At 66.5% G+C, this 20677-nt stretch carries 26 protein-coding genes; 25 read left to right on the top strand and 1 reads right to left on the bottom strand.

Translation table 11 applies throughout. From position 1 onward, the window contains the following. The 20 genes from FHX42_RS26095 to FHX42_RS25485 form a co-directional block, all read left to right on the top strand. A partial coding sequence (locus FHX42_RS26095) for a hypothetical protein (RefSeq protein ID WP_220480892.1) occupies positions 1-190 on the top strand: 190 nt, incomplete at its 5' end. Between the two features lie 64 nt (positions 191-254). Beyond that, positions 255-536 carry a hypothetical protein gene (locus tag FHX42_RS25395; RefSeq protein WP_182547006.1) on the top strand — a complete coding sequence of 94 codons (282 nt, stop codon included), beginning with the start codon at positions 255-257 and terminating at the stop codon, positions 534-536. A 32-nt stretch (positions 537-568) separates the two neighbouring features. Further along, positions 569-871 carry a hypothetical protein gene (locus tag FHX42_RS25400; RefSeq protein ID WP_182547007.1) on the top strand — a complete coding sequence of 101 codons (303 nt, stop codon included), beginning with the start codon at positions 569-571 and terminating at the stop codon, positions 869-871. A gap of 117 nt (positions 872-988) precedes the next feature. Further along, on the top strand, positions 989-1258 hold the full coding sequence (locus FHX42_RS25405; RefSeq protein ID WP_182547008.1) for a hypothetical protein: 270 nt from the start codon (positions 989-991) through the stop codon (positions 1256-1258). 184 nt (positions 1259-1442) lie between these two features. Next, positions 1443-1595, top strand: a complete 153-nt coding sequence (locus FHX42_RS25410) for a hypothetical protein (protein ID WP_220480893.1) — start codon at positions 1443-1445, stop codon at positions 1593-1595. Between the two features lie 49 nt (positions 1596-1644). Then, entirely contained in the window at positions 1645-1899 is a 255-nt protein-coding gene (locus FHX42_RS25415; RefSeq protein WP_182547010.1) for a hypothetical protein, read from the top strand. A 151-nt stretch (positions 1900-2050) separates the two neighbouring features. Then, the gene (locus FHX42_RS25420; RefSeq protein WP_182547011.1) at positions 2051-2329 is read left to right on the top strand and encodes a hypothetical protein; all 279 of its coding nucleotides are present in this window, start codon (positions 2051-2053) and stop codon (positions 2327-2329) included. 63 nt (positions 2330-2392) lie between these two features. Next, a complete protein-coding gene (locus FHX42_RS25425) occupies positions 2393-3106 on the top strand; it encodes a hypothetical protein (protein WP_182547012.1) in 714 nt (237 codons plus the stop codon). Between the two features lie 69 nt (positions 3107-3175). Continuing rightward, entirely contained in the window at positions 3176-4024 is an 849-nt protein-coding gene (locus FHX42_RS25430) for a metal-dependent hydrolase (RefSeq protein ID WP_182547013.1), read from the top strand. A gap of 152 nt (positions 4025-4176) precedes the next feature. Continuing rightward, positions 4177-4647, top strand: coding sequence for a hypothetical protein (locus tag FHX42_RS25435; protein ID WP_182547014.1), 471 nt, complete (start codon positions 4177-4179; stop codon positions 4645-4647). 100 nt (positions 4648-4747) lie between these two features. Then, positions 4748-6169 (top strand): AAA family ATPase, encoded by a 1422-nt coding sequence (locus tag FHX42_RS25440; protein ID WP_182547015.1) that lies wholly within the window; start codon positions 4748-4750, stop codon positions 6167-6169. 71 nt (positions 6170-6240) lie between these two features. After that, positions 6241-6840, top strand: coding sequence for a hypothetical protein (locus FHX42_RS25445; protein ID WP_182547016.1), 600 nt, complete (start codon positions 6241-6243; stop codon positions 6838-6840). A gap of 35 nt (positions 6841-6875) precedes the next feature. Next, positions 6876-7613, top strand: a complete 738-nt coding sequence (locus tag FHX42_RS25450) for a 3'-5' exonuclease (RefSeq protein ID WP_182547017.1) — start codon at positions 6876-6878, stop codon at positions 7611-7613. A gap of 340 nt (positions 7614-7953) precedes the next feature. Then, the gene (locus FHX42_RS25455; RefSeq protein WP_182547018.1) at positions 7954-8283 is read left to right on the top strand and encodes a hypothetical protein; all 330 of its coding nucleotides are present in this window, start codon (positions 7954-7956) and stop codon (positions 8281-8283) included. Between the two features lie 116 nt (positions 8284-8399). Continuing rightward, complete coding sequence (locus tag FHX42_RS25460; protein ID WP_182547019.1) at positions 8400-8582, top strand: hypothetical protein; 183 nt, start codon at positions 8400-8402, stop codon at positions 8580-8582. Positions 8583-9275: 693 nt separating this feature from the next. Next, positions 9276-9872 carry a hypothetical protein gene (locus FHX42_RS25465; RefSeq protein ID WP_182547020.1) on the top strand — a complete coding sequence of 199 codons (597 nt, stop codon included), beginning with the start codon at positions 9276-9278 and terminating at the stop codon, positions 9870-9872. Then, positions 9869-10312 carry a DUF3307 domain-containing protein gene (locus FHX42_RS25470; RefSeq protein ID WP_182547021.1) on the top strand — a complete coding sequence of 148 codons (444 nt, stop codon included), beginning with the start codon at positions 9869-9871 and terminating at the stop codon, positions 10310-10312. The genes FHX42_RS25465 and FHX42_RS25470 overlap by 4 nt, the downstream gene beginning before the upstream one ends. A 17-nt stretch (positions 10313-10329) precedes the next feature. After that, the gene (locus tag FHX42_RS25475; protein WP_182547022.1) at positions 10330-10821 is read left to right on the top strand and encodes a hypothetical protein; all 492 of its coding nucleotides are present in this window, start codon (positions 10330-10332) and stop codon (positions 10819-10821) included. A gap of 44 nt (positions 10822-10865) precedes the next feature. Next, positions 10866-11363 carry a RusA family crossover junction endodeoxyribonuclease gene (locus tag FHX42_RS25480; RefSeq protein WP_182547023.1) on the top strand — a complete coding sequence of 166 codons (498 nt, stop codon included), beginning with the start codon at positions 10866-10868 and terminating at the stop codon, positions 11361-11363. Further along, entirely contained in the window at positions 11360-11788 is a 429-nt protein-coding gene (locus FHX42_RS25485) for a hypothetical protein (protein ID WP_182547024.1), read from the top strand. Before FHX42_RS25480 ends, FHX42_RS25485 begins: the two co-directional genes overlap by 4 nt. A gap of 112 nt (positions 11789-11900) precedes the next feature. Here FHX42_RS25485 and FHX42_RS26100 read toward each other — a convergent pair whose 3' ends face one another. Beyond that, positions 11901-12215, bottom strand: coding sequence for a hypothetical protein (locus FHX42_RS26100; protein ID WP_220480894.1), 315 nt, complete (start codon positions 12213-12215; stop codon positions 11901-11903). 96 nt (positions 12216-12311) lie between these two features. Between FHX42_RS26100 and FHX42_RS27210 the strand changes: the two genes are divergently transcribed. The 5 genes from FHX42_RS27210 to FHX42_RS27585 form a co-directional block, all read left to right on the top strand. Continuing rightward, positions 12312-14255 carry a DUF2637 domain-containing protein gene (locus FHX42_RS27210; protein WP_182547026.1) on the top strand — a complete coding sequence of 648 codons (1944 nt, stop codon included), beginning with the start codon at positions 12312-12314 and terminating at the stop codon, positions 14253-14255. Positions 14256-14357: 102 nt separating this feature from the next. Beyond that, on the top strand, positions 14358-16103 hold the full coding sequence (locus FHX42_RS25500; protein ID WP_182547027.1) for a hypothetical protein: 1746 nt from the start codon (positions 14358-14360) through the stop codon (positions 16101-16103). A 116-nt stretch (positions 16104-16219) separates the two neighbouring features. After that, positions 16220-18643, top strand: a complete 2424-nt coding sequence (locus FHX42_RS25505; RefSeq protein ID WP_182547028.1) for a hypothetical protein — start codon at positions 16220-16222, stop codon at positions 18641-18643. Positions 18644-19180: 537 nt separating this feature from the next. Further along, positions 19181-19810, top strand: a complete 630-nt coding sequence (locus FHX42_RS25510) for a hypothetical protein (protein ID WP_182547029.1) — start codon at positions 19181-19183, stop codon at positions 19808-19810. A 67-nt stretch (positions 19811-19877) separates the two neighbouring features. Then, the coding region (locus FHX42_RS27585; protein ID WP_220480895.1) for a hypothetical protein at positions 19878-20677 on the top strand (800 nt) is incomplete at its 3' end.

Here is a 20677-nt window from a genome sequence, read left to right on the forward strand (position 1 = left end):
GGCGCGAAGCACATGGGGAAACCGTCCTGCCTGGCACATCGCGGTTCACCTGGACGACGTCAACCCGGGCGATGAGCCAGACACCGAACGCCTGAACGAAGTCAGGCGGTTCTTCTGCGTCCAGCACGAAACGATCAGGACGTTCCAGTACCCCTACTTCGTGGCCGTGCACCTCACCCGCGACGAGTAAGGGCACGCACCATCCCGTCGCCACCAGCACCCCGCCCGAATCGGCAAGGAAGCGAGAACACATCGTGCACACCACCAGCATCGACCCCGCGACCGTCCGCGCCCTGACCATCGTGCACTCCCGCACCGGCCTGTCCATCGACCCCGAGCCGTGGCACGGCATCGACCGGGCACTCATGGACATGGCGCACAACGTCGACGCCGGCGACACCGCCGAAGACATGGCGTTGCGTCGATTCGGTGCCGCGCTCGGACGGGTCGGCGCACCCGAGTGCGACACCGGGGAGGTTCCCGACCGGTCCGGGCTGGACGCCGTGGCTAGCGCGATCGCCAACACAATCCAGTAATCCGCACGTCGCGAGCAGGAAGGAATCCGAGCATGGACACGCAATCCCGAATCTGGGCCCACGTCACGACCAACGTCCTTACCGCGCGGCTCGCGCCGCTGCTCGACGGTGGATACGAGCACTACGTGGAACCCACCAACAGCGCGCACGTCCGAGTCACCGTGCTCGGAGTGCACAGCGGTGAACATGCCGCCGTGTTGGCCGCCGTCGACAGCGAGTGTCAGCAGGTGCAGTCACGAAACCCGGAGCGGTGGATCCTCGTGGACTGCTTCGACCAGAACGGCGCGTGGCTGTCTCGCACAACCGTGCCCGGCCGGTCCCTCGTGGCCGCGTGACACCACCCGACCGATTCACGTCACTCAAGTATCTTCACGATCAGCCGTGCCGAACTGAACCAACCCCGCCGGGGTGTACCCGCACCCCCGGGCCCGATCCCCGGAAGGACCCGAATCATGAACGCCGAGTCTGAAACCCTGAACGACTACATCGCCGAACTTGCCGACGACATCGAGATTGACGCCGACTACAGCGACACCGGCGAAGAGGACGGCGGTCACTACTTGATCCGGCTTGCCCGCGCCGCTCAGCTCGCACGCAGCCAGGGAAAGAACCGCCTGGCCAACACGATCGATGACGCCATCGTGTCGATCGGCGCCGTGTTCACCGAAGCCGAAACACTGAACGCCGACGCCGACTACGCCGCCGAGCAGTCCTCGAGTTGAGGTCGCTCGGTTCGCGCTCGAATCCGCCCCCCGACCGGGTTCGAGCGTGTTCCGACCGGCCGACAACCACCACCGAAGCTAGGGGTAAACGATGTATATAACCGGCATCACAACAGACCGGACCGACTCCGGTGTCCTCCGTGCTCGTGTGGATTACCGCAACGACAACGGAACGCCGGGTTCCGTGGAACTGGTCGACGGCCAGCGATCGAAGTCGCTGCTGACGCGCGCAATGGAATCCCTGGTCGGCGTGAACCAGGGACCCGCGAACGTAAACGAGCTGCTTGGCCAGGCACTCAAGGAAGCGTATGCGCAGGCTACAGAGCGCACCGAGTAGTTCTTCGCAACGTAGCCCTGATCGTCAACCCACGGAAGGAAACCGAACAATGTGGACCGTCGTTATCTTCCTTGCCAGCGGAAACACAATGCGCATCGACTGCGAGGCACAGAAAGCCAGCGAGATCGTCGAGCGCGTCCAGCACGGTAAGAACGCCGTGCGTGTCTGCGAGAGCGGCAAGCGTCACGTCGCCGTTCCCGTGGGGAGTGCCGTGGCTGCCTACGCGCTCAGCCCTCAGGAGTGCGACCAGGACAACGATATGCGCAGCGTGGTGCACACGAACCCTGCTGGTGAGGTGATCTGACCAGCGCGGGGCGCGGTATCCACTGCCCACCGGATCCGAGTCCGGTGGGCAGCTTCGTGTCGGCACCCCCGCGTTGACGTAGTCATGCCACTCATGTACCTTAATAGGTGTCAGCGAGGAAGAACCTCCAGCCACCATCGAAAGGATTTCCATGATTCACAATGACGACGTCGCCGCGGACTTGGAACAGCAGCTCGCTACCGCCGGCATCACCGGCGTGAACTTCGACGTCGCGGCCAGCACGGACGACGGACAGCCCATCTGGCGTATCAACGTTCGTCTGGATCACATCAAGCCGGGCGACGATCCGGACACCGAGCACCTGGACAAAGTCCAGACGTTCTTCCGTCGCCACTCCGAGACGATCCGGATGGAACGCTACGCCCGCTTCCTGGCCCTGCACCTCACCCGCGGCGACGCCGTCAAGTGATCCACCCGGGTGGGGCGGACCATCCGCCCCGCCCGATCCCCTCCCCGTCACGGAAGGAACAGCATGGCTTATCTCGGCATTGGAGACCGCGTCCGAGTCTGGGACTCCAACAATGTGCACTGGGACGAATACGGCACCGTCTTCGGCCCCGTCCACAACCACGGTGACGTCACGTTGGTTCAAGTGGACATGTGGGACGGATCCCGCCTCCCCCTGGACGCCGACGCGCTCGCAGTCGTCAACCACCGCACCACCTACGCGGACGGCGCATCGGCCGAAACCGCACCGGAACCCCGCTACAACGTCGGTGACCAGGTCTACGGCCGCACCGGAGTAGTCCCCTACGTCATCCGCGCACGCCACTACATCCCCGAGCGCGGCTGGATCTACACCCGGTCCACCGTCGGATCCGTCATCGAGCACGATCCCGTGCTTGAAAACGAGCTGCACGACTCCGACCCGAACGCCAGCCACGAGGCGCCGGCCGCGCCCGGAAACTGCGTCACCGCGGACACCTACCCGACCGGCCCGGACCACTACCGGAAGGCACACCTGCACCACGCCAACGCCGAAGCGATCGACCAGGAGTTATCCACCTACCGCAACCACGACACCGCCGAATACCGCGACTGGCTCCGCGCCGAGCGCGACCACGAGCAGCGCCGCGCCGAATGGCACACCGCGCAAGCCCACGTAGCCGCCACCGTCCTCAGCTCGCTGCCAGACATCCCCGACCGGGTGCGCGACGACTGGAAACGCGCGATCAATGGCCAATAGCCACACCACACCCGGGCCCGCTCACCACCTCGTGAGCGGGCCCGACGTTTCGAAAGGAACGGACTGCTGATGCTTGGACGCAGCCACATCACCACCGGATGCGCCACCGGCGGTGTCGTACTCGCCGGCACGACCGGACTCGGCTACTGGCTCGTGCCCGGGTTCACCGGACTCGGCGCCGGCCCGTGGATTTCCGGGTTGATCCTGGCCGCCGGAGCCAGCTTGCTACCGGACTTGGACACGACCGAGTCCACCGCGTACCACGCCGTCGGCCCTGCCACGGCCAGACTCGGCAACGGGTGCCAGCGATTAAGCCGGCGGGTCTACGTCGCCACGGCCGGCCCCGCGGACTCGCCACGCCCCCGGGTGCACCGGGGATTGCTGCACACCCCGACGTTCGCCGGCCTGGTCGGTGTGCTGTGCGCGCTGGCCGTGCTGGTGACCCCGTGGACAGTCGCGCCGCTGCTGTTCCTGTGTGGAGTGCTCACCCTCAAGGGGCTGCACCGGTCGTTGCCGTCGGAGTGGATCCGGGCGATGTATCCGCTCCGGTCGCTACGCGAGGTGTTCCAGTGGTTCTATGCCGCCGGCGTGACCGCGGCACTACTCGGATTCGGCAGCATCGACCGGGCCGACGGGATCTATCTCGGGCTGTGCCTGGCGGTCGGCATGGTCACGCACGATCTCGGAGACGCCTGCACGAACAGTGCTGTGCCGATGACGTGGCCGAAGCAGCGTGACGGCAAGCGGTGGACGTGTTCGGGTCTGCCGCCGGCGTTGCGGTTCTCGACCGGGGAAGACTCGCTGGTTGAAGCGGGAGTGCGGCGCGTGTCGCTGACGGTGGCCGTGCTGCTGATCGCGGGCACGGCGGTGTTGCCGCCGGCGTGGCCGCTGCTGGTCGACTGGCTCGGGACATCCTGACTTGACCAACTCGTGCCACTCATGTACCTTAAAGGTGGCTGGGACAGAGAAAGACCCCCGCCGGGTGCGCACACACCACACGCGAGGGTCTTTCAACCTCCCCCGCCGGACGCCAACCACCACAGTCAGCACGACACGGCACAGGGATCAACGTGAACTCTACAGCTCGCACCCCGGAACCGACCATCACGACCTTCCCCACACGACGCCGTCGTGACGAACACGACGCCGCAGCCATGCGCGACATGGAATGGCGCATGGAAAGCGACGAGAACTACTACGCCCGCCGCGACCGGCGCACCCCCCGCACCGTGCGCACCCACGTGCAGGGCAACCGCGCGAGCTGGGACTTCCCCACGGTCGACGGCGGCACGCTCCGCGTCATCGCCCGCCACATGGCCCCGCACGCCGACGTCACGCAATACACGTTCCTGGTCATCCCCCCGGGCGGAACCACCCGCGACGGCTACCGCACCTTGCCCGGCGCTACCCGATGGTCCGGGGCAACCCCCATCGACGGCACCCCGCAAGGCGCGACCGGCCGCCACCTTGACCAGCCGCCCGAACTCGGCGCGTGGATCTCCCACCTGGTCGCCGAGCAGGACTACGCCGACGCAGCCTAGACACCGTTCCCCGCGCGCGCCTGCGAACCGCGCGCGGTTCGCACCCGCGCACACCCGCGCGACCCCGAAACGTCCCACCGTGTCCCACGGAAGGAAAGCAATGGCCTTCGCTGACCAGATCGCCAACCGCCCCACTCCGACGCTCAAGCTCGCAGACCCGGACGGCACCCCGCGGTTCCCCGTCATCGTTGTTGCCGGCGAACCCGGATCCGGGAAGTCGCACACCGCCGCGGCGAACACCGGAGACAGCAGGATCGGCCGGTCCTACTGGATCGAGCTGGGAGTCAACAACGAAGGCATCGGCCGGGAGTACTCCCAGGTCCCCGGTTCGGATTACAAGCTCATCGACCACAACGGCTCGTTCGAAGACCTCTTCGGGCAACTGCTGGCCGTGCGAGAGCAAGCCGAGCACGATCTCAACACCACCGGCAAACCGTCCCTGCTCATCATCGATGACGTCTCGGGACTGTGGGAGCAGATCAAGGCGTGGACCTACCACCGCGCCGAGAACAGCAAGGCCGGCCGCAAGACTCTCGAAGAGGACCCGGACGCAGCGGTCGACGTCGGACGGAACTTGTGGAACGACGCCCGATCCCGCTACGCGCAGTTCATGGCACAGATCGTGAGCTTCCCCGGGCCCGTGGTACTGCTCGCGCAAGCAAAGGAAGTCTCCGGCACCGACGACAACGGCCGACCCACGAAGGTCACCGAGTGGAAAATCGAGTGCCACGAGTCCCTACCGTCGTATGCAACCGCGATCGTGCGGCTCGACGTCGGTAAACCCGCTCGACTCACGAAGCTGCGCAGCCCGGTACCAGGGCAGAACATCAACACCAGCGATCAGCCGGTCAACCTCGGTACTCTCGACACCGCGAACGTAGCGTTCGACTACCTCAAGGCCGATCGGGCCGTGATCCGCCGGTTGCGCACGAACGGCGTCAACGTCGACGCATTGCCGGACACCCCGGTGGACCAACGGTGGGAAGACGCGCTCGCGCAAGTCCTCTCCGGCGAGATGGCGCACCGCGGTACGGACTTGCTGGCCAGCGCCGCGAAAAAGTTCGTCCGCGACGACGGCAGTGAACACGAGTTCGTCGCCCGTGTCCGCGACGCCGTCGAAGGCAACAAGCAACCCGCCACCACACCGACCGAGTCTGACTCGGCACCGGAGTACCCGCCGCGGAATTCCCTGTCCTCACCGATGGTGGAGCACTCCGCTCCGGAACAGTCCGGTGCCGACGACACCGCCGGCCAGATTCACGCCACGATGGTGGCCAGCGAGCAGACCGACCACGACACCGGTGACGAGTCCGGCGACGACACGCAGAGCGATGCCGACGCCTACCGGGCAGCCCTCAACGCGATCAACACCAACGACCCCGACCAGCTCACCGCGGCACGCGAAATTCGCGACAACCTCCAAGACGCCACGAGCATGGACGAACTCGCCCGGATCCGGCTGTTCAACCGCGCGGACAAAATGGTCACCGCCATGACTCCGGCCGAGTCGAGCACGACGTAACCCACCCGCGCGGGGCGCCCCAACACCCGGGGCGCCCCGCCCCCTCTCATCCCCGAAAGGACGCTACACCGATGAACCTAGACGACCCCCGACTTTCCCCCGGCTACGTCCTGCACCTACCCGAACACACCCGCGACGACGTCGACGCGATCGCCACCATGCCCGTCCACCACATCCCCGGCAGGCTCGACGAAGCACCCACCGACGGCTTGGCCGTCCTGTACGACCCCGGGACGCACTACCGCCACGCACCCGGTGAACCGTCCGCGGTCCGCGGAACCCTCATCCTCGGGGTGTACCTCGGAGCCGTCATCACCGATCGGTTCCTGCGCATGGAAACCCGGTGGGATCCCGACCGCTACGACATCACCGGACACCCGGGAATGACCGTGGAAGACCACGGACGCGACGACCCCGACCGGGTCGGGGAAGAACTCGCCGAACGGCTCCCGACACTCGCCCGGGTAGCCACGATCGCCAGCATGAACGGTGATGTTGTCGCGATGCGCGCCGCACTCCGCGACTACGACGCCGGCGCCCCGGACGCGGTCGACGCTCTCCACCGGCACGCCGACGCGCCGGACGCCACCGGCGACGACGTGCGCACTCTGGTTCAGCAGATGACGGACCGCTACTCGCGCACGCTGAATTCCCTCACCATCCAGCTCTAGCCACCACACGCAGGCACGCAGGAAAGGAACCCAACATGGACTGGCACACCGGCCCGATGATCAGCTTCGATATCGAGTCGACCGGCACCGACCCGACATCAGACCGCATCGTGACCGCCTCACTGGTCGCGCTCGACCCATCCACCGGGCAACAGACCAGACAGAATTGGCTTGTGGATCCGGGCTGCGACATCCCCGAGCAAGCCACCGCCGTGCACGGCATCACCACCGACTACGCCCGCGAGCACGGGCAAGACCCGGCCACCGTCGTGGAAGTCATCGCCGCGAGCGTCGATGACGCGTGGAGCGACGGAACCCCCCTGGTCATCTACAACGCCCCCTACGACCTGACCATGCTTACCGCGGAGATGCACCGGCACGGCATGGACCCGTTCGTCACGATCGGGCCCGTGCTGGACCCGCTGGTCATTGACCGGGCATGGGACCGCTACCGCAAGGGCCGGCGCACCCTGTCCGCGGTCGCCGAATATCACGGCATCGCTGTGGACGACGCGGACGCGCACACCGCCGCGGGAGACGCGCTGACCGCCTGGCGCGTGCTGTGGAAGCAAACCAGGACGTACCCACAGTTGGCGGACATGAGCCTGAACGACCTGACCACGCACCAAGCTGCCTGGCACGCAGATTGGGCCGAGAACTTTGAGCAGTTCCTCAAGCGCACGAAGCGCCGCGACGGGGAGGCTCAAGACGTCATTGACGCGGTGTCGGTGGACCCGGCATGGCCGGCCCGGGACATCAGCTCCCCGAACTGAAAACGAGCATCACCACGCGCACCCCACCCGGAACCCGGCGGCCGTCGAAGGATCCGAGTGGGGTGCACGTGTGTCCACACAGTCCCCGTATGACTGCGCGTGCAGGCTACCCCGTGCCCTGCGGAGTCGGTTCGAGTCGGGACGCTCGAGTGGGCTACCACGATGCGGCGACACGTTCCGTAGATCACATCGGACCGTGCACGACTCCGCACGTTGCAGTAATCGCACTCCCCCGGTTGGGGTTCATTGATCACCCAACTGCACAACGGTCCAGCGCACAGAATTAACGCTCACCCGTTCGAGTAGACGCCACATCGCGCATAAGACACACTGACTCGCGATGACAGCGACACTGATTCCCCGACCACGCAACGTCGCGGCCGGCGATGCCGAACCTCAGGAAGTCGGCGTGTGCTGCACCGTAGGACGTTCACGGACGCGACACGCCACGCTGATGGTGCCCGATGAGCACGGCCGCGCGCGGTTCATCCCGGCGTGCGGCATCGGCGTCTCCCCCCGACGCCAGGCAGACGACCGCGTTTCCGCGTGCTGGATCTCCAACGTCGTCACCTGCAAGCGCTCTGGCTGTTCGCGCCGCATGTCCACGACCGGCCGCGCCGCACCGCGACACAGTTCCCAGCTGCAATTCGACTTCGACGCCGTGGCCTGAATTTTCGGCCCTGATCGACGCGCGGTTCCCCTTGACCCGAGTCATGTCACTCAAGTACCTTAAGGGGTGTCGGCAGGAACCCACGAGTTCCCCAACCACCACACCAGGAGCCCGACATGCTCGAACGAGTCGACGTCGCTGACCTGAACATGCGCTACCAAGTCGCCGTGCACACCCGGGACAGGCTGCACACCGAAGGATCCACAGCCCTCGCGAACCGCTACAAAGGCCGGATCGAAGACCTGATCAGCGAGTTTGAACACCGCGGAATTCAGCCGCCCGCACTGTCCGACGACTGACAACACTCGTCGTCACCAGCGCACCCCAACGCACTGGTGACGACGGGGGTTCGCTCAGCCATCCGGCAAGCGCAACCCACGCACGAGCCGCCACGCCCCCGACGGCACTTCCCAATGGCCAGGGACGTGACGGCTCACCACTCGACACCATCCCCACGCAATAAGGACGGAGCCACACGCATTATGCGCGCTCTCAACGGTCGTGACGACAACACCCAGACCGACCACGACAAAGCCGAGAAGAACAGCACGATCGGCGACGCCTTCGACCGCAGCAAGCGACGGTAACCCCCCGGTTGACTTCCCCCGCAACCACAGTCGCAACGTGAGGTAACAGCCAAAATGCGAAACGTCGTCGCGTTCGCCGGCGAAACCGTCGAACACACCGGCAAGTAAGTAGCAACCCCCAACCGGCGCGGGTCACTGTGCTCTACCCCCGAGCGCGAGCAACCCCGACAGTGACCCGCGCCCCTTCCTCCCGAGAGCGGGAAACCACGTGGATTACAGACACGACCACGACCCAGAAACCGATTACACGTGGCCGACCGACGACCCCGACAACCCAACCCCGAGCACCACAGCAACCCAACCCATGCCCCGTATCAACGCCGGCATGGAACGCAACATCCGTGCGTGGCTCAACGCACTATCTAACGACATCGGAGACAACCCGTGACAACCGCCGCTGACCTCTTGCGTAACTACTTAACGTTCGGCAACCACGCCGCCACCGCCCACGCCACCAGCAACGACGACACCCACGGCAACGCCGTCCGCGCCGCCGTCACCGTCGTCACCGTGTTGACGGAGTTGCGGCACGTTGATCCCACGGCCGCCGACCGGGCAGCCGCCCGCGTAGACGAAGTGCTCGGCACCGACCAGAGCGCCTACGACGCGCTCTACAGCTGGACCACCGACGTTCTCGACGGCCGTGACCTGACCATGCCCGCCGGGAACCTCGACACGAACACCGCCGACACCGCACCCGAACCCGAACCCGCCGGCGAGCAGAACCCACCAGCCGAACCCGTCCACCCGTGGGAATCCCCCCAACCCGGGCCCGTGTCCACCGTGGCCGCCCCCGCCGAACCCCCCACTCCCGCCCCGACCAACGCCGTGATCACGGACACCGAGGTAGCCAACGCGCTGGCCGCGCTCGAGCAGTCGGACCCGGAAACGGCCGCCTGGATCCGCCGGCGCTACATCACCCCCGCCGACCAGTTCGGCCGCAACGACGTACTGGCGTTCGCGCACCGGTGGTTCTCCGGGACCGGCGGTAACCAGTCATGAACCCGCACACCCTGGACACGCTGGTCACGTTCGCCGCGACGTGGCCAGTGCTGGCCGTCGGACACACTGTCTCGGACCACATCACCGGGCAAACCGACACGATCGCCGCGCACAAAGCAGACCCCGGCGCCTACGGCTGGTGGGCCAACCTCGCACACGTCGGCGCCTACCACGTGTCGATGATCGTCATCGCCGGAATCTCCGCGCTCACACTCGGAATCCCGTGGACCCTGCCCGGCATCTACGCCGCACTCGCGGTCTCAGTGGTCACCCATTCGTTCCTGGACCGCCGATGGCCCGTGGCTGCGTTGCTGCGCGCGCTCGGATCCCCCGACTTCGCCGCGCTCAAGCAAGCCGGCATGAACGGCGTATACCTGGCCGATCAAGCCCTGCACCACCTCGCGCTACTCGTGTGCGCCGTGCTGCTGGCCACCCTCTAGCCCGAAAGGAACCGATCATGACCATTCCGCGCCACCGCATCACCACCGGCCCCGTCCGATCGGGAAAAACGGCCGCGATCGCTGCCGACGTGGACGACCACATGGCCCACGATGGCGCCGTGATCGTGCACACCGAACCGCACGGCATCGAGCTACGGAACCGACTGTCCGCGATCACCCGTCAGCCCGAAATGGGCGTGGCACTGCTCGAATGGGCCGAAAACGAACTCGCCCACCGCGAGCAGACCCCCGACCAGCAACACCCCGACGAACAACGCGATCCGCTGTTGATCGCACTTGACCCGGTCAGTGACCTACTCGAGCACCCGAACCCCGGAATCGCGATCCCCACAGACCGCGCGCTCACCATCCTGGCCACCCGCGGCCACCAGCACGGCATCCGGCTGCACATGACCAGCACGAACCCCGCACGGATCCCCCAGACCATCCGGCGTCAGTGCCACCAAGTGCAGCTCGAGGACACCTTCACCCGCGGGGGTGCCTCGTGACGCTGCACATGCCCGAACCGGCCACGGACGTGGACGCTCCCGCGATGACCGTGGCCGACTACCTGGCCACCGCGCCGGCACCGATGGAACTCATCGCGCCGCACCTGGTCAGCGCGGACTACGCGGCTCCGTTCGTCGCTCACCTGGTGATTGAGGGCGAGCCGCAACCGAAGGAACGCGCACGCAAAGGAAAGAAAGGCTGGTACACCCCGACCGCCACGAAGGTTGAGGAAGACCGCATCGCGTGGGCATTCAAGCAAGCCAACCGCGACCACGTTCCCGGCAACGACGACCGGTACGGCATCGCGGTGCACTGGGCATCCACCAAGCGCGGACACGTCAAAGACACCGACAACCTACTCAAGATCCTCAAAGACGCACTGAACAAGCTGGCGTGGGTCGATGACGCCCACGTCCGTGAAGAGATCACCCGAAAGATCATTGTCAACGAGCAGCCCTACACCGAAGCGATCATCTACCGACTACCGAACACCGACCCCGACCCCGTCCGTAAGTCACGAGCCAGGAAGACCGCGTCATGACCACCGACACCGTCCACTTCCACGTCGCGTGCACCGTCCTGAGCAACTACCGCGACGTCCTCCACGACAATCCGGGACACGAACCAGCCGCGTTCGAGCGCGCCACGGTCGCCGATGCCCACTCGTGGCTTGACGACTACATGGCCACCCACTACCCGACCGCGCCGACCCTGCGGAGTCGAACCACGGGCCGGATCGTGTGGCACCGGCCGACCGCACGGCCAGCCGTCACGAGCATGGTCATGCTCGCGCTGGCGGTCGTCGCCTACTTCGTGACCCTGACCAGCTGGGCCCGGATGCTCCCGCCGGTGGCCGCGCTCACCCTGGCGTGCGGCATCCTCGTGGCACTCGCGTACCTGGCAACGGCAGAGCTGTCCGCCTGGAGTAGCTACCGCAAGGCCCGGAAGTACCGCAGCATCCCGTAAGATCGTTTCCCGCTCCGGATTCCGCACTCCGGCAAGCACACACGAGAAACCCCCCGCACCCGGAACACCCGGGGCGGGGGGTTTCTTCGTGTCTCGCCGCGCCGTCGACCCGTCACGCACCCTCAACAGCACAGTGCGGCGACTGCTCACCCGCACCACCGTCCGGGCCGGCCACGGTGTACCCGGCCGACCGCAACACGCCGGCCAGCTCGTGCGGGGGCAACCGTGGCGCCAACCTCCGGGCGAGTTCGTCCAGATCCACCCCGGCCAGCGGGTCCACATGAACCTGAATCACCCCACGGGGATGGTCCTGCCGCGCTGTCACACCCTGCGGTAACGCGTCTTCCTGGTACCAACGATGCGCGGTTGACGACGACACGCCGTACCGACGGGCCCACTCGCTCAGGGTGATAAGGGTGATCTGCATGGGACAAACTATCCCACATATCCCACCGATGGTGTAGGGTCGGCGTCCAGACAGCAGACAGCACCGTCCAACCACCACAGGAAAGGACCGCCCCCGATGGGCCGCAACTCGGAATCACCACCCCGGATGACCCGGAGGCAACGCCGCCGGCTGGGACAGATCCACGTTGACCAGGCGGAAACGGACGCACAGCGGGAAAAGCTGAACCTCGCGATCGATCAGGCCGCGCACGCCACCGAGGCGATCCCCGCCACGCCGGCCACCCCCGAACCGGTCAACACCGGTGACCCCGCGGCCGATCAACAGCCGACCCCCAGCGGCATCCGGGGACGCGGCATCGTGCGCACCGTCGCGCTCGGCGCGTCCACCCTGCTCGGGCTGGTCATCATCGCGCTACAGATCCCGGCCTACCGGTCGATGCTCGGCGACGCCGCCACGCCCCTCGAATGGGCGGGATGGCTCAACCTCGCGATCCTCGCGCCGATGGCCGTGGAAATCGTCGCGTGGGTCTACACCGTCATGGCCGTGCTCGCTGTGGCCAACGATCGACCGTCCGGCCGCTACACCTTCGCGATGTGGGGATTCTCGAGCCTGGCCGCGGTCGTCAACGCCACCCACAACATGTCCGGCGGCCAGTACCTCACCGGTGCGGTACTCGGTGGCCTGTCGATCGTGGCTCCGTTCATCGTTCACAGCGCGCTTCGGTGGGACCGCGACGCACTCGACGAACGCACCACCGACCAACGCCACCAAGACGTCATCGACCGCGTCCGCCGCGTCGCTCTCGCCGCAGCCGGGATCGCATCCCGCGCCGCGGTCGGAACCACCCGAGCGGTACTGCACCCCCTGCTGACGGTGCAAGCCGGATGGGTGTCCACGAAGTACCACCTGGCTTACAGCGTCGCGTTCCAACTGGCCGCGGCCAAGCAGATCACGCCCTACCGCGACGTCTTCCGCGACGAATACGCCAACGCGATCAACGAGCGCGCCCGACGCGTCTACGACGTCCCGGCGGCCACGAGCGAGCAGAACCACGCCACTCCCAACCGGGACCGGGACAACCCCAACCGGGACACGACCGGGACCGGGACAACCCCAACCGGGACCACCGGGACTCTCGACACCCTCGACCGGGACACCGGGACACCGCCACCGGGACTCGACCGGGACCCCAACCGGGACACCCTCGAGCAGTTCCGCCGCGAACTCGACGCGATCGGCACGGCCGCCGAACTGTTCGACACCGCCACCGGGACATCCGACCGGGACCGGGACACCACCGACCGGGACTCGACCGGGACACCGCGCACCGAGTCCCGGTCTGAACCGGGACCGGGACACCCTGCCGACCGGGACAACCGGGACCGGGACACCACCAACCGGGACCACCGGGACTCGACCGGGACACCGGGACCGGGACACCGGGACACCCCCCGGGACTCGCACCGGGACAACACACCGGGACACCCTGCCACCAGCGAAAACACACCGGGACACGACGCGACCGGGACACGACGCGACACCAACACCCCCAACCGGGACACCACCGGGACAACCCCGGTCGACACCGGACACCGGGACACCCCTCACCGGGACCACCGGGACATGTCCCGCCCCGGGTCCCGGTCCGACCGGGACAACCAGACCGGGACCGGGACCACCGGGACCGGGACAAGTCCCGGTAGTAACCGGGACCGGGACACCCCGATCGGGACCGGGACCGGGACAGCCCCGGGACATCCGGACGAGTCCCGTTCCGCAAGTCCCGGTGTCGACCGGGACCGGGACACCACCGGGACACCCGACCGGGACACCGACACCGACACCACCCGCGTACACCAAGACACGATCACGAAAAAGCAGCTACTGATCATGCGCTACTACGAACTGCGCGACGCCGGAACCGACCCGATGCAAGCGAACTTCACCGCCGAAGGACGCGAGTTCGGAGCCGACCGCGGATACGTCCGCCGCGTGTTCGCCGAGTGCAGCAACGGCAAGCACACCGATCCGCGCGCCACCACCCGACAGACCGGGTGACCCGATGTCGCGCCCGGCGGCCACTCACCTCCGAGTGGCCGCCCGCGGGACACCGGAAACCCACTCTCGACACCGGCCCACACGCAAACCGAGGAACCCCCGATGAGCGAGCAGACCACCACAGACCCCGACCCGCCGGCCGACACCGAGCAGGCACCGGCCCCCGCCAACCCCGAACCCGCCCCGACTCCGGCAACGGCTTCCACCAGCGCCGGCACGAAATCCGCCCCCGCCCCGGCTGGACCCTCTTCCCTGACGGCCGCGGCAACCACCGGCGGATCCGCGATCGCGGCCAGCGCACCGGCACTGGCCAGCATGACCGGACTCGGAACCGTCGGAGCGATCGCCGGAATCGGCGCGGGTGGCGTGGCAGCCACCTACGGCGCGGTCAAGACCCGGAAAAGCCGTAAGTCTTCCGCGGCCGGCCACAAGTCCCACCAATCCAAGTCGCCCAAGATGGGCAAACTCGGGAGCGGCTCCCGCGCCGGCAGCGGCAAGGCCGGATCCGGCCGCAAGACCGGCGGGAGCGCACTCGGCAGCACCACCGGGAAAAAGCACTCAGCGCGCTCTCTCGGGCTCGGCGGCAAGCATCCCGGGGGAAGTGCCCGGAAAGGCACCACCGGCGCGCACAGCGGCAAATCAGCCGCCAAAACGGGTGGTTCGTCGCGCACCGGCAACCCACTCGGGTCGAAACCCACCAGCGGCACCGGCAAGGGCCGCACAAGCGGAGTCACCGGCGGCAAAGGCCACCGCAACACCCCCGGCGGCAAACACGGCTCCGGCAAGACCAGCCTCGCGAGCAAGGCAGCCCGCACCGCCGGCAAACTCGGCATCGGCCCGCACCGCAAAAAGGACACCCCCGCCGGCGGGAAAAACGGCAGTGGCCGCACCGGACGCGGCAAGACCGGCCCGCTGTCCCGAGCGACCCGCACCGCCGGACGCGCCACGGGCAAAACGCTGCGCACCGCCGGGAAAGTCGCCGGCCGCGGAGCACGAGGCGCAGCGAAAGCCGGCAAGGCGGTCGGTTCCCGCGCCGGCCGCATCGCCGGATGGTCCCGCAAAGACGGATCCCCCGGGTGGCTGCAAAAGCTCGCACGCACAGCCGGACGCGGCGCCGTGCGCAGCGGGAAGGCAAGCTCTGGCTTCCTGGCCAAGCTGTTCGGCAAAATCCCGCACAGCAAGCCGGGGAAGAAAATCGCCGGGTGGCTGCGCAACAAGAAAAAAGCTGGTCACGGGAACGCCGCGTCCGCTCAGATCGCGGCGTGGCTGCTCACGCTGTGGGTGAAGCTCGGCGGGAAAAAGTCTGAGTCCGAGCAGGCCACCAGCGACAACACCAGCGACACCGGCAACACGAAGGAAGAGAACACCAACCCCGTCACCATCGTGCTCACCGGCGGTGGCCAGCAGAACACCAGCACGAACAACGGCGGCAAAGCATCGGTCAACCCCGACGGCAGCCGCAACCGCTCGAACACCACCAACACGCAACCAGGAGAAAAAGTGTCCCTCGAGAACGCCATCGACGCCGCCAAGCAGGGATTTTCCCAGATCAACCCCGAGAACGACGACGACTGGGAAACGATCAAGCACAACATGAACGACGTAGCCACGTTCATCCGCGCGATCGGCTACGAGTGCGTGCAGCCGATGGCGCAGCGCCACGCCGAAACGCAGGGCCTGTCCGCGGCCATGTACGAGGTACTCGCCCCGCTCGCGCGGCACCTGGAAGGCATCGCCACCGAGTGCGAAAGCTCGGTGGGAGCCGTCCGCACCCACCAAACCGACATGGTTTCCTACGCCGAAGAGGGCGGAAGCGGCGTCTTCGACCAGTCCCGACAGAACCGCTGACGCTCGAGACCAGGGAGGCGGCTCCGCTGCGCGCGGGGTCGCCTCCCTCTCGCGCAAAGAATGTCACTCAAGTACCCTGACGGGAGTCAAGGCGCAACCACCACACTCGAGGAACCATGACCACCGACACCGCCACCAGCGACGACGCACCCCAGCCCGCACCGAAAACGAAACGCTCCACCACCAACCAGAGCGCGTTCACCCGGGCCGCGTCCACCCCACACCAGCACGGCAGCATCACCACCCCCGTCAACACAGCGATGCTCACGCTCGGCACCGGCGGAACCGTGCACGTCCTGGATCTCGCGCCGGCCTACCCCGCGATCATGACCGCGATCGGCACCGTGTCCGGCGCACTGGCCGCACACCAGCACATGCGCGCAGACCCCCACGTCACGACCGATTCCAAACTCCCCCGACGTGCCGCCCGCTACGCCGCCACGTGCCTCGCGTGCGCCGGATCGTGGATCACATGGGCAGCCCTGGACAGCCCCTACACACCGGCCGCGCTGGCCACCCTGGCCGCCGGACTCATCGCACTCGGCCCGTCCTACTCGAACCTGCGCAGCTCCAAGCGCCGCACGATCGCCGCCCGGGAAACGGAAATCGCCGAGAAGAAGCACACCAGCGAGCAGGAACGGCAACAACGCCAGACCCACGCCGACTGGACCGCGATCCTGGCCACCGCGGATAAGCGGCTTGCCAACGTGGAGATCCTGGACCGCACCGACTGGGAACCCGAAGACGACCCGCTCGGATTCACCCTGACCTGCGAAATCCAGCCCCATGAGGGATCCGGAGCCGCGATCACACAAGACGACCTGCGCAGCCTCGGGACCGCGATCACCACCGCCGCGCGACACCGCCTCAAGCCGCAAGGCGTCAAGATCGCCGCCGGTGCGTGCCAGCCCGAACCCGACGAGGAAGACGCCGCACTGTTCCGCCTACACGTGCAGCTCAAAAATCCCCTGGCCGGGATCCTCGACCCGCCCGGCATGGGACAACCGAGCGACGCCGGGCAAGGGCTGGACGTCGGACGGTTCAAGGATGGATTGCGGATCCTCCTCGAACTCGTCGGCAAGCACACCGAGATCGTGGGCGGCACCCGCTCCGGTAAAAGCGCGCTCCTCATGTCGATCTTTTTGCAACTGATGCGCTGCGATAACGCCGTGATCTGGATCGGCGGAACCGCTAAGCTCATGCCCCTGATCACCCCGTTGTGCCTGCCCTGGTGGCGCGGCGAGACCGACTCACCCCCAGTCGACTACATCGCCGGCCAGTCCCACGACGAAGTGATGAAGCAGCTATTTGACCTGCTGTGCCTCATCGAAGACCGCACGCAGATCCCCAAGCTCGATGAGCAGCGCACCCCGACCGCGGACATGCCCATCGTGTTCGCCGTCATCGAAGAGTCCCCGCACCTACTGGAAAACGGCGAGAAGTACCAGCACCCCCGCACCGGCAAGCGCTACTCCGCGTCCGAAGCACTCGCCGAGGTGCACGCACTCGGCGGGTCCGAACTCGTGCACGCCGTGCGACTCGGCCAGTACGCGTTGTACGGCTCCGGCGGTGAGGCCGGCACGAAGATGAAGCGCAACACCGCTAACCGCGTGCTGCTGTGGACTCAAGCTGACCAGGACGCATCCTCGGTACTCGGCCCGCTCGGTAACCGCATCAAGGCCAGCGAGATCAAAAACAACACGATGTACGCCGTACTCGGCGACAACGCCCGCCTGATGCAGGGCAAGTCCTACTACGGCGGGAAGACCGAAGACATTGCCCGGCTGGTCCGAACCAACCACGGGCTACAAAGCGACCTGGACGAACCCTCCACCCGCAACCTTCCCTACTACGCCGACCGGTGGTCACGGGAACGGCAAGCCGAAATCATCGCGCACAAAAACAACACGCTGGTGGCCTTCGGCGCGGCCAGCGCCGACGACCTCACCCCAGCCCCCGACGCCACCACCACGAATACCGCCCCCCTCAACGGGCCCGCACCGACATACCCGGACACCACCGGAGACAACGGAGGAAAGTTCGGGCCCGCCCCCGATTTGCAGGCCAGCATGAGGGAAGCACTCCGCAAGCAAGGAGTGGACCCCGACGAATACCTGAACCCCGGAGAGAACGACACCACCAGCGACGACACAAACACGCCGGAACCCGCCACCGAAAAACCACCGGCGGAGACCGACGACGAATTTTTCCGACTCGTTGGGGACCTTGACAAGCTCCCCACAACCGAGGAAGTGGAATACCCTACCAGCACATCCGAAACCACACCGGAAGAATCGACCGCGCCCTACCCGCTCGGCGCGATCCTCAACCACTACGCCGGAAGCGACCGGACATTCCTGTCAGTGAAGGAATGCGCCACAGCCCTCGAGATGGACGCGAGCCGACTCGGCGCACTCATGGCCAGCGAGCCGATCGCGATCCAATCGCAGCGCCGACGCTCCCCCGACCACGACGGCACCCCTACCGCCGGGTGGAAGCTCGCAGACCTGCAACGCAGGGCCCGCGAACTCGACACCTAACCCAACACGGCACGTAACGACCCGCTCAACCAGCGACCCCCGGCAACCCCGGGGGTCGACTGCTGTGCAGCCCTACACACGCCGCTGTGTGGGGTGTGCAGCCCTACACAGCCCGCGCGCAGCCCGTGCAGGGTTCTGTGTAGGGGCGCGTGTAGCCCCTGACCTGCGATGTGTAGCCCTGTGCAGGGGTGTGCAGGGTGTGCAGCCCTACACAGCCCGAACCCCCGAAATCCCGGCCGCGAACCCCGCACACCCCCACGCTCGTGCTGTGCCGTGCAGCCCTACACACCCCGCACACCGAGCCCGGTGGCCGCGTGACACATCCCCCGACCGGGGAACCACCACCGGCACACACCGTGACAACGCGGGAAACGATGTCCCACACGCCGACCCGCGCTGTGGCCACGGTCGTTAGCGTAGAGATCATGACCCACGCGACACCGCCTCACCACGCACCACACACGTCCGAGCGATCACCGATCCGATTGACCAGCGTCGTCCGCACGTGCACGCACACCCCCCCGAAGGAGTAGAACCGTGGCACGGAGAAAAGGCGCGGGAAACGCACTACACTACATTGAACTATCCGAGGACAGGTACCCGTGGGACCAACAAGACGAAGAGTCAGCGGACCGCTACAAAGTTTTCCGCAAGTTCCTCGAGCTGGGGCGCAGTAGAACACTCGCCGAAGCTGGAAGGCGAGTAGAGGGCACGGGCAGGAAGACCGGCTACAGCAAGCAATACATGTCCAAACTCGCCAAATCTGGACAATGGTACGAAAGAGCAAGAGCGTGGGACCAATTCCATGACAGGCTTGTCAACCAGCGGTTCATTGAACGGTCACAGCAGGCAGCCGATCGTGAAATGGCGATCCTAGACAAAGCTCTCACGCAGGTAGATTCCAACCTTGACCACATGGACGAGCTGGCTCCAGAACACGCGATACGTCTCCTAGACGTCGCACTGAAACACCGGCGCGCACTGTTCGGCGACCCCACGAAGGCAGCCGAGAAGGACCCGGACTCGCCACAGCAGGAAGCCCCCAGCCGCGTAGAAGTCACCCACCTGGACGGCATGAACGACGACGCCAAGATAGCCGCCGTCCGAGAGATCATGGAGACGAACCAGCGGTGGTTGTCCGCAGCGAGCGAAACCGACGATGACTAGGACAGCGCCGGACCCCGAGCAGCTCTACGCCGACCAGCTGGCCGCACAACAAGCCCTGATCAGCCAAGTGACCCGCTCCCCCGCATCACTGGCTAAAGCACTCGACCCGACGTACCGGATCCGGCCACACACCCGCGTCATCTCGGACGCTTTCACCGGGCTGCGCGACCACGACGCCGGCACCGGCGGACACGACCGGATCATGTGCGTCACACCTCCGCAGATAGGTAAGAGCGCCACGGCAAGCATGTGGGCCGTCGTGTGGTGGCTCATCCACCACCCCCAACACCGGGTGGCTATCTCGAGTTACGCGGCGAGTTTGGCCATCAAGCGCGGACGCGACATCCGGGACACGTTCGACGAACACGGACACCTGTTCGGGATGGGGGTCGGCACCCCACGCAGCGCGGAAGACTGGAGTCTGACCACCGGAGGTGGAGTCCGATCGGTCGGTGTCGGGGGTGGACTGACAGGGCACTCCGCTGACTGCGTGTCAGGTTCGTCTGAGATCACAACCCCAGCAGGGAAGCTGACAGTGGAAGAACTCTGCCAGCTACCTCAACCACCACAGGTCTTGAGCTGGAGTCATGACGCACACCGCGCCGAATTCCGCAGCGTCGAAGCAACACGAGTCATCGAAAGCCGACCCGTCCTCGACGTCATCACCGCCGGCGGTCGACAACTGCGCTGCACCCCTGACCACCTGGTCTACGTCCCCGAACGGGGATACGTCCCCGCCGGCGAACTCGAGTTCGGTGACCAGATCGTAAGTGCGAGCGAGCCGCACTCAGCATCGCGCGTTGGCGACACTGTTTCCCAAGCCCGACGCGGAGCGCGTGAGCGCGTCTATGACCTCCAGGTGGAAGG

The organism is Halosaccharopolyspora lacisalsi (assembly GCF_014137975.1).
Taxonomy (GTDB): Bacteria; Actinomycetota; Actinomycetes; order Mycobacteriales; family Pseudonocardiaceae; genus Halosaccharopolyspora; species Halosaccharopolyspora lacisalsi.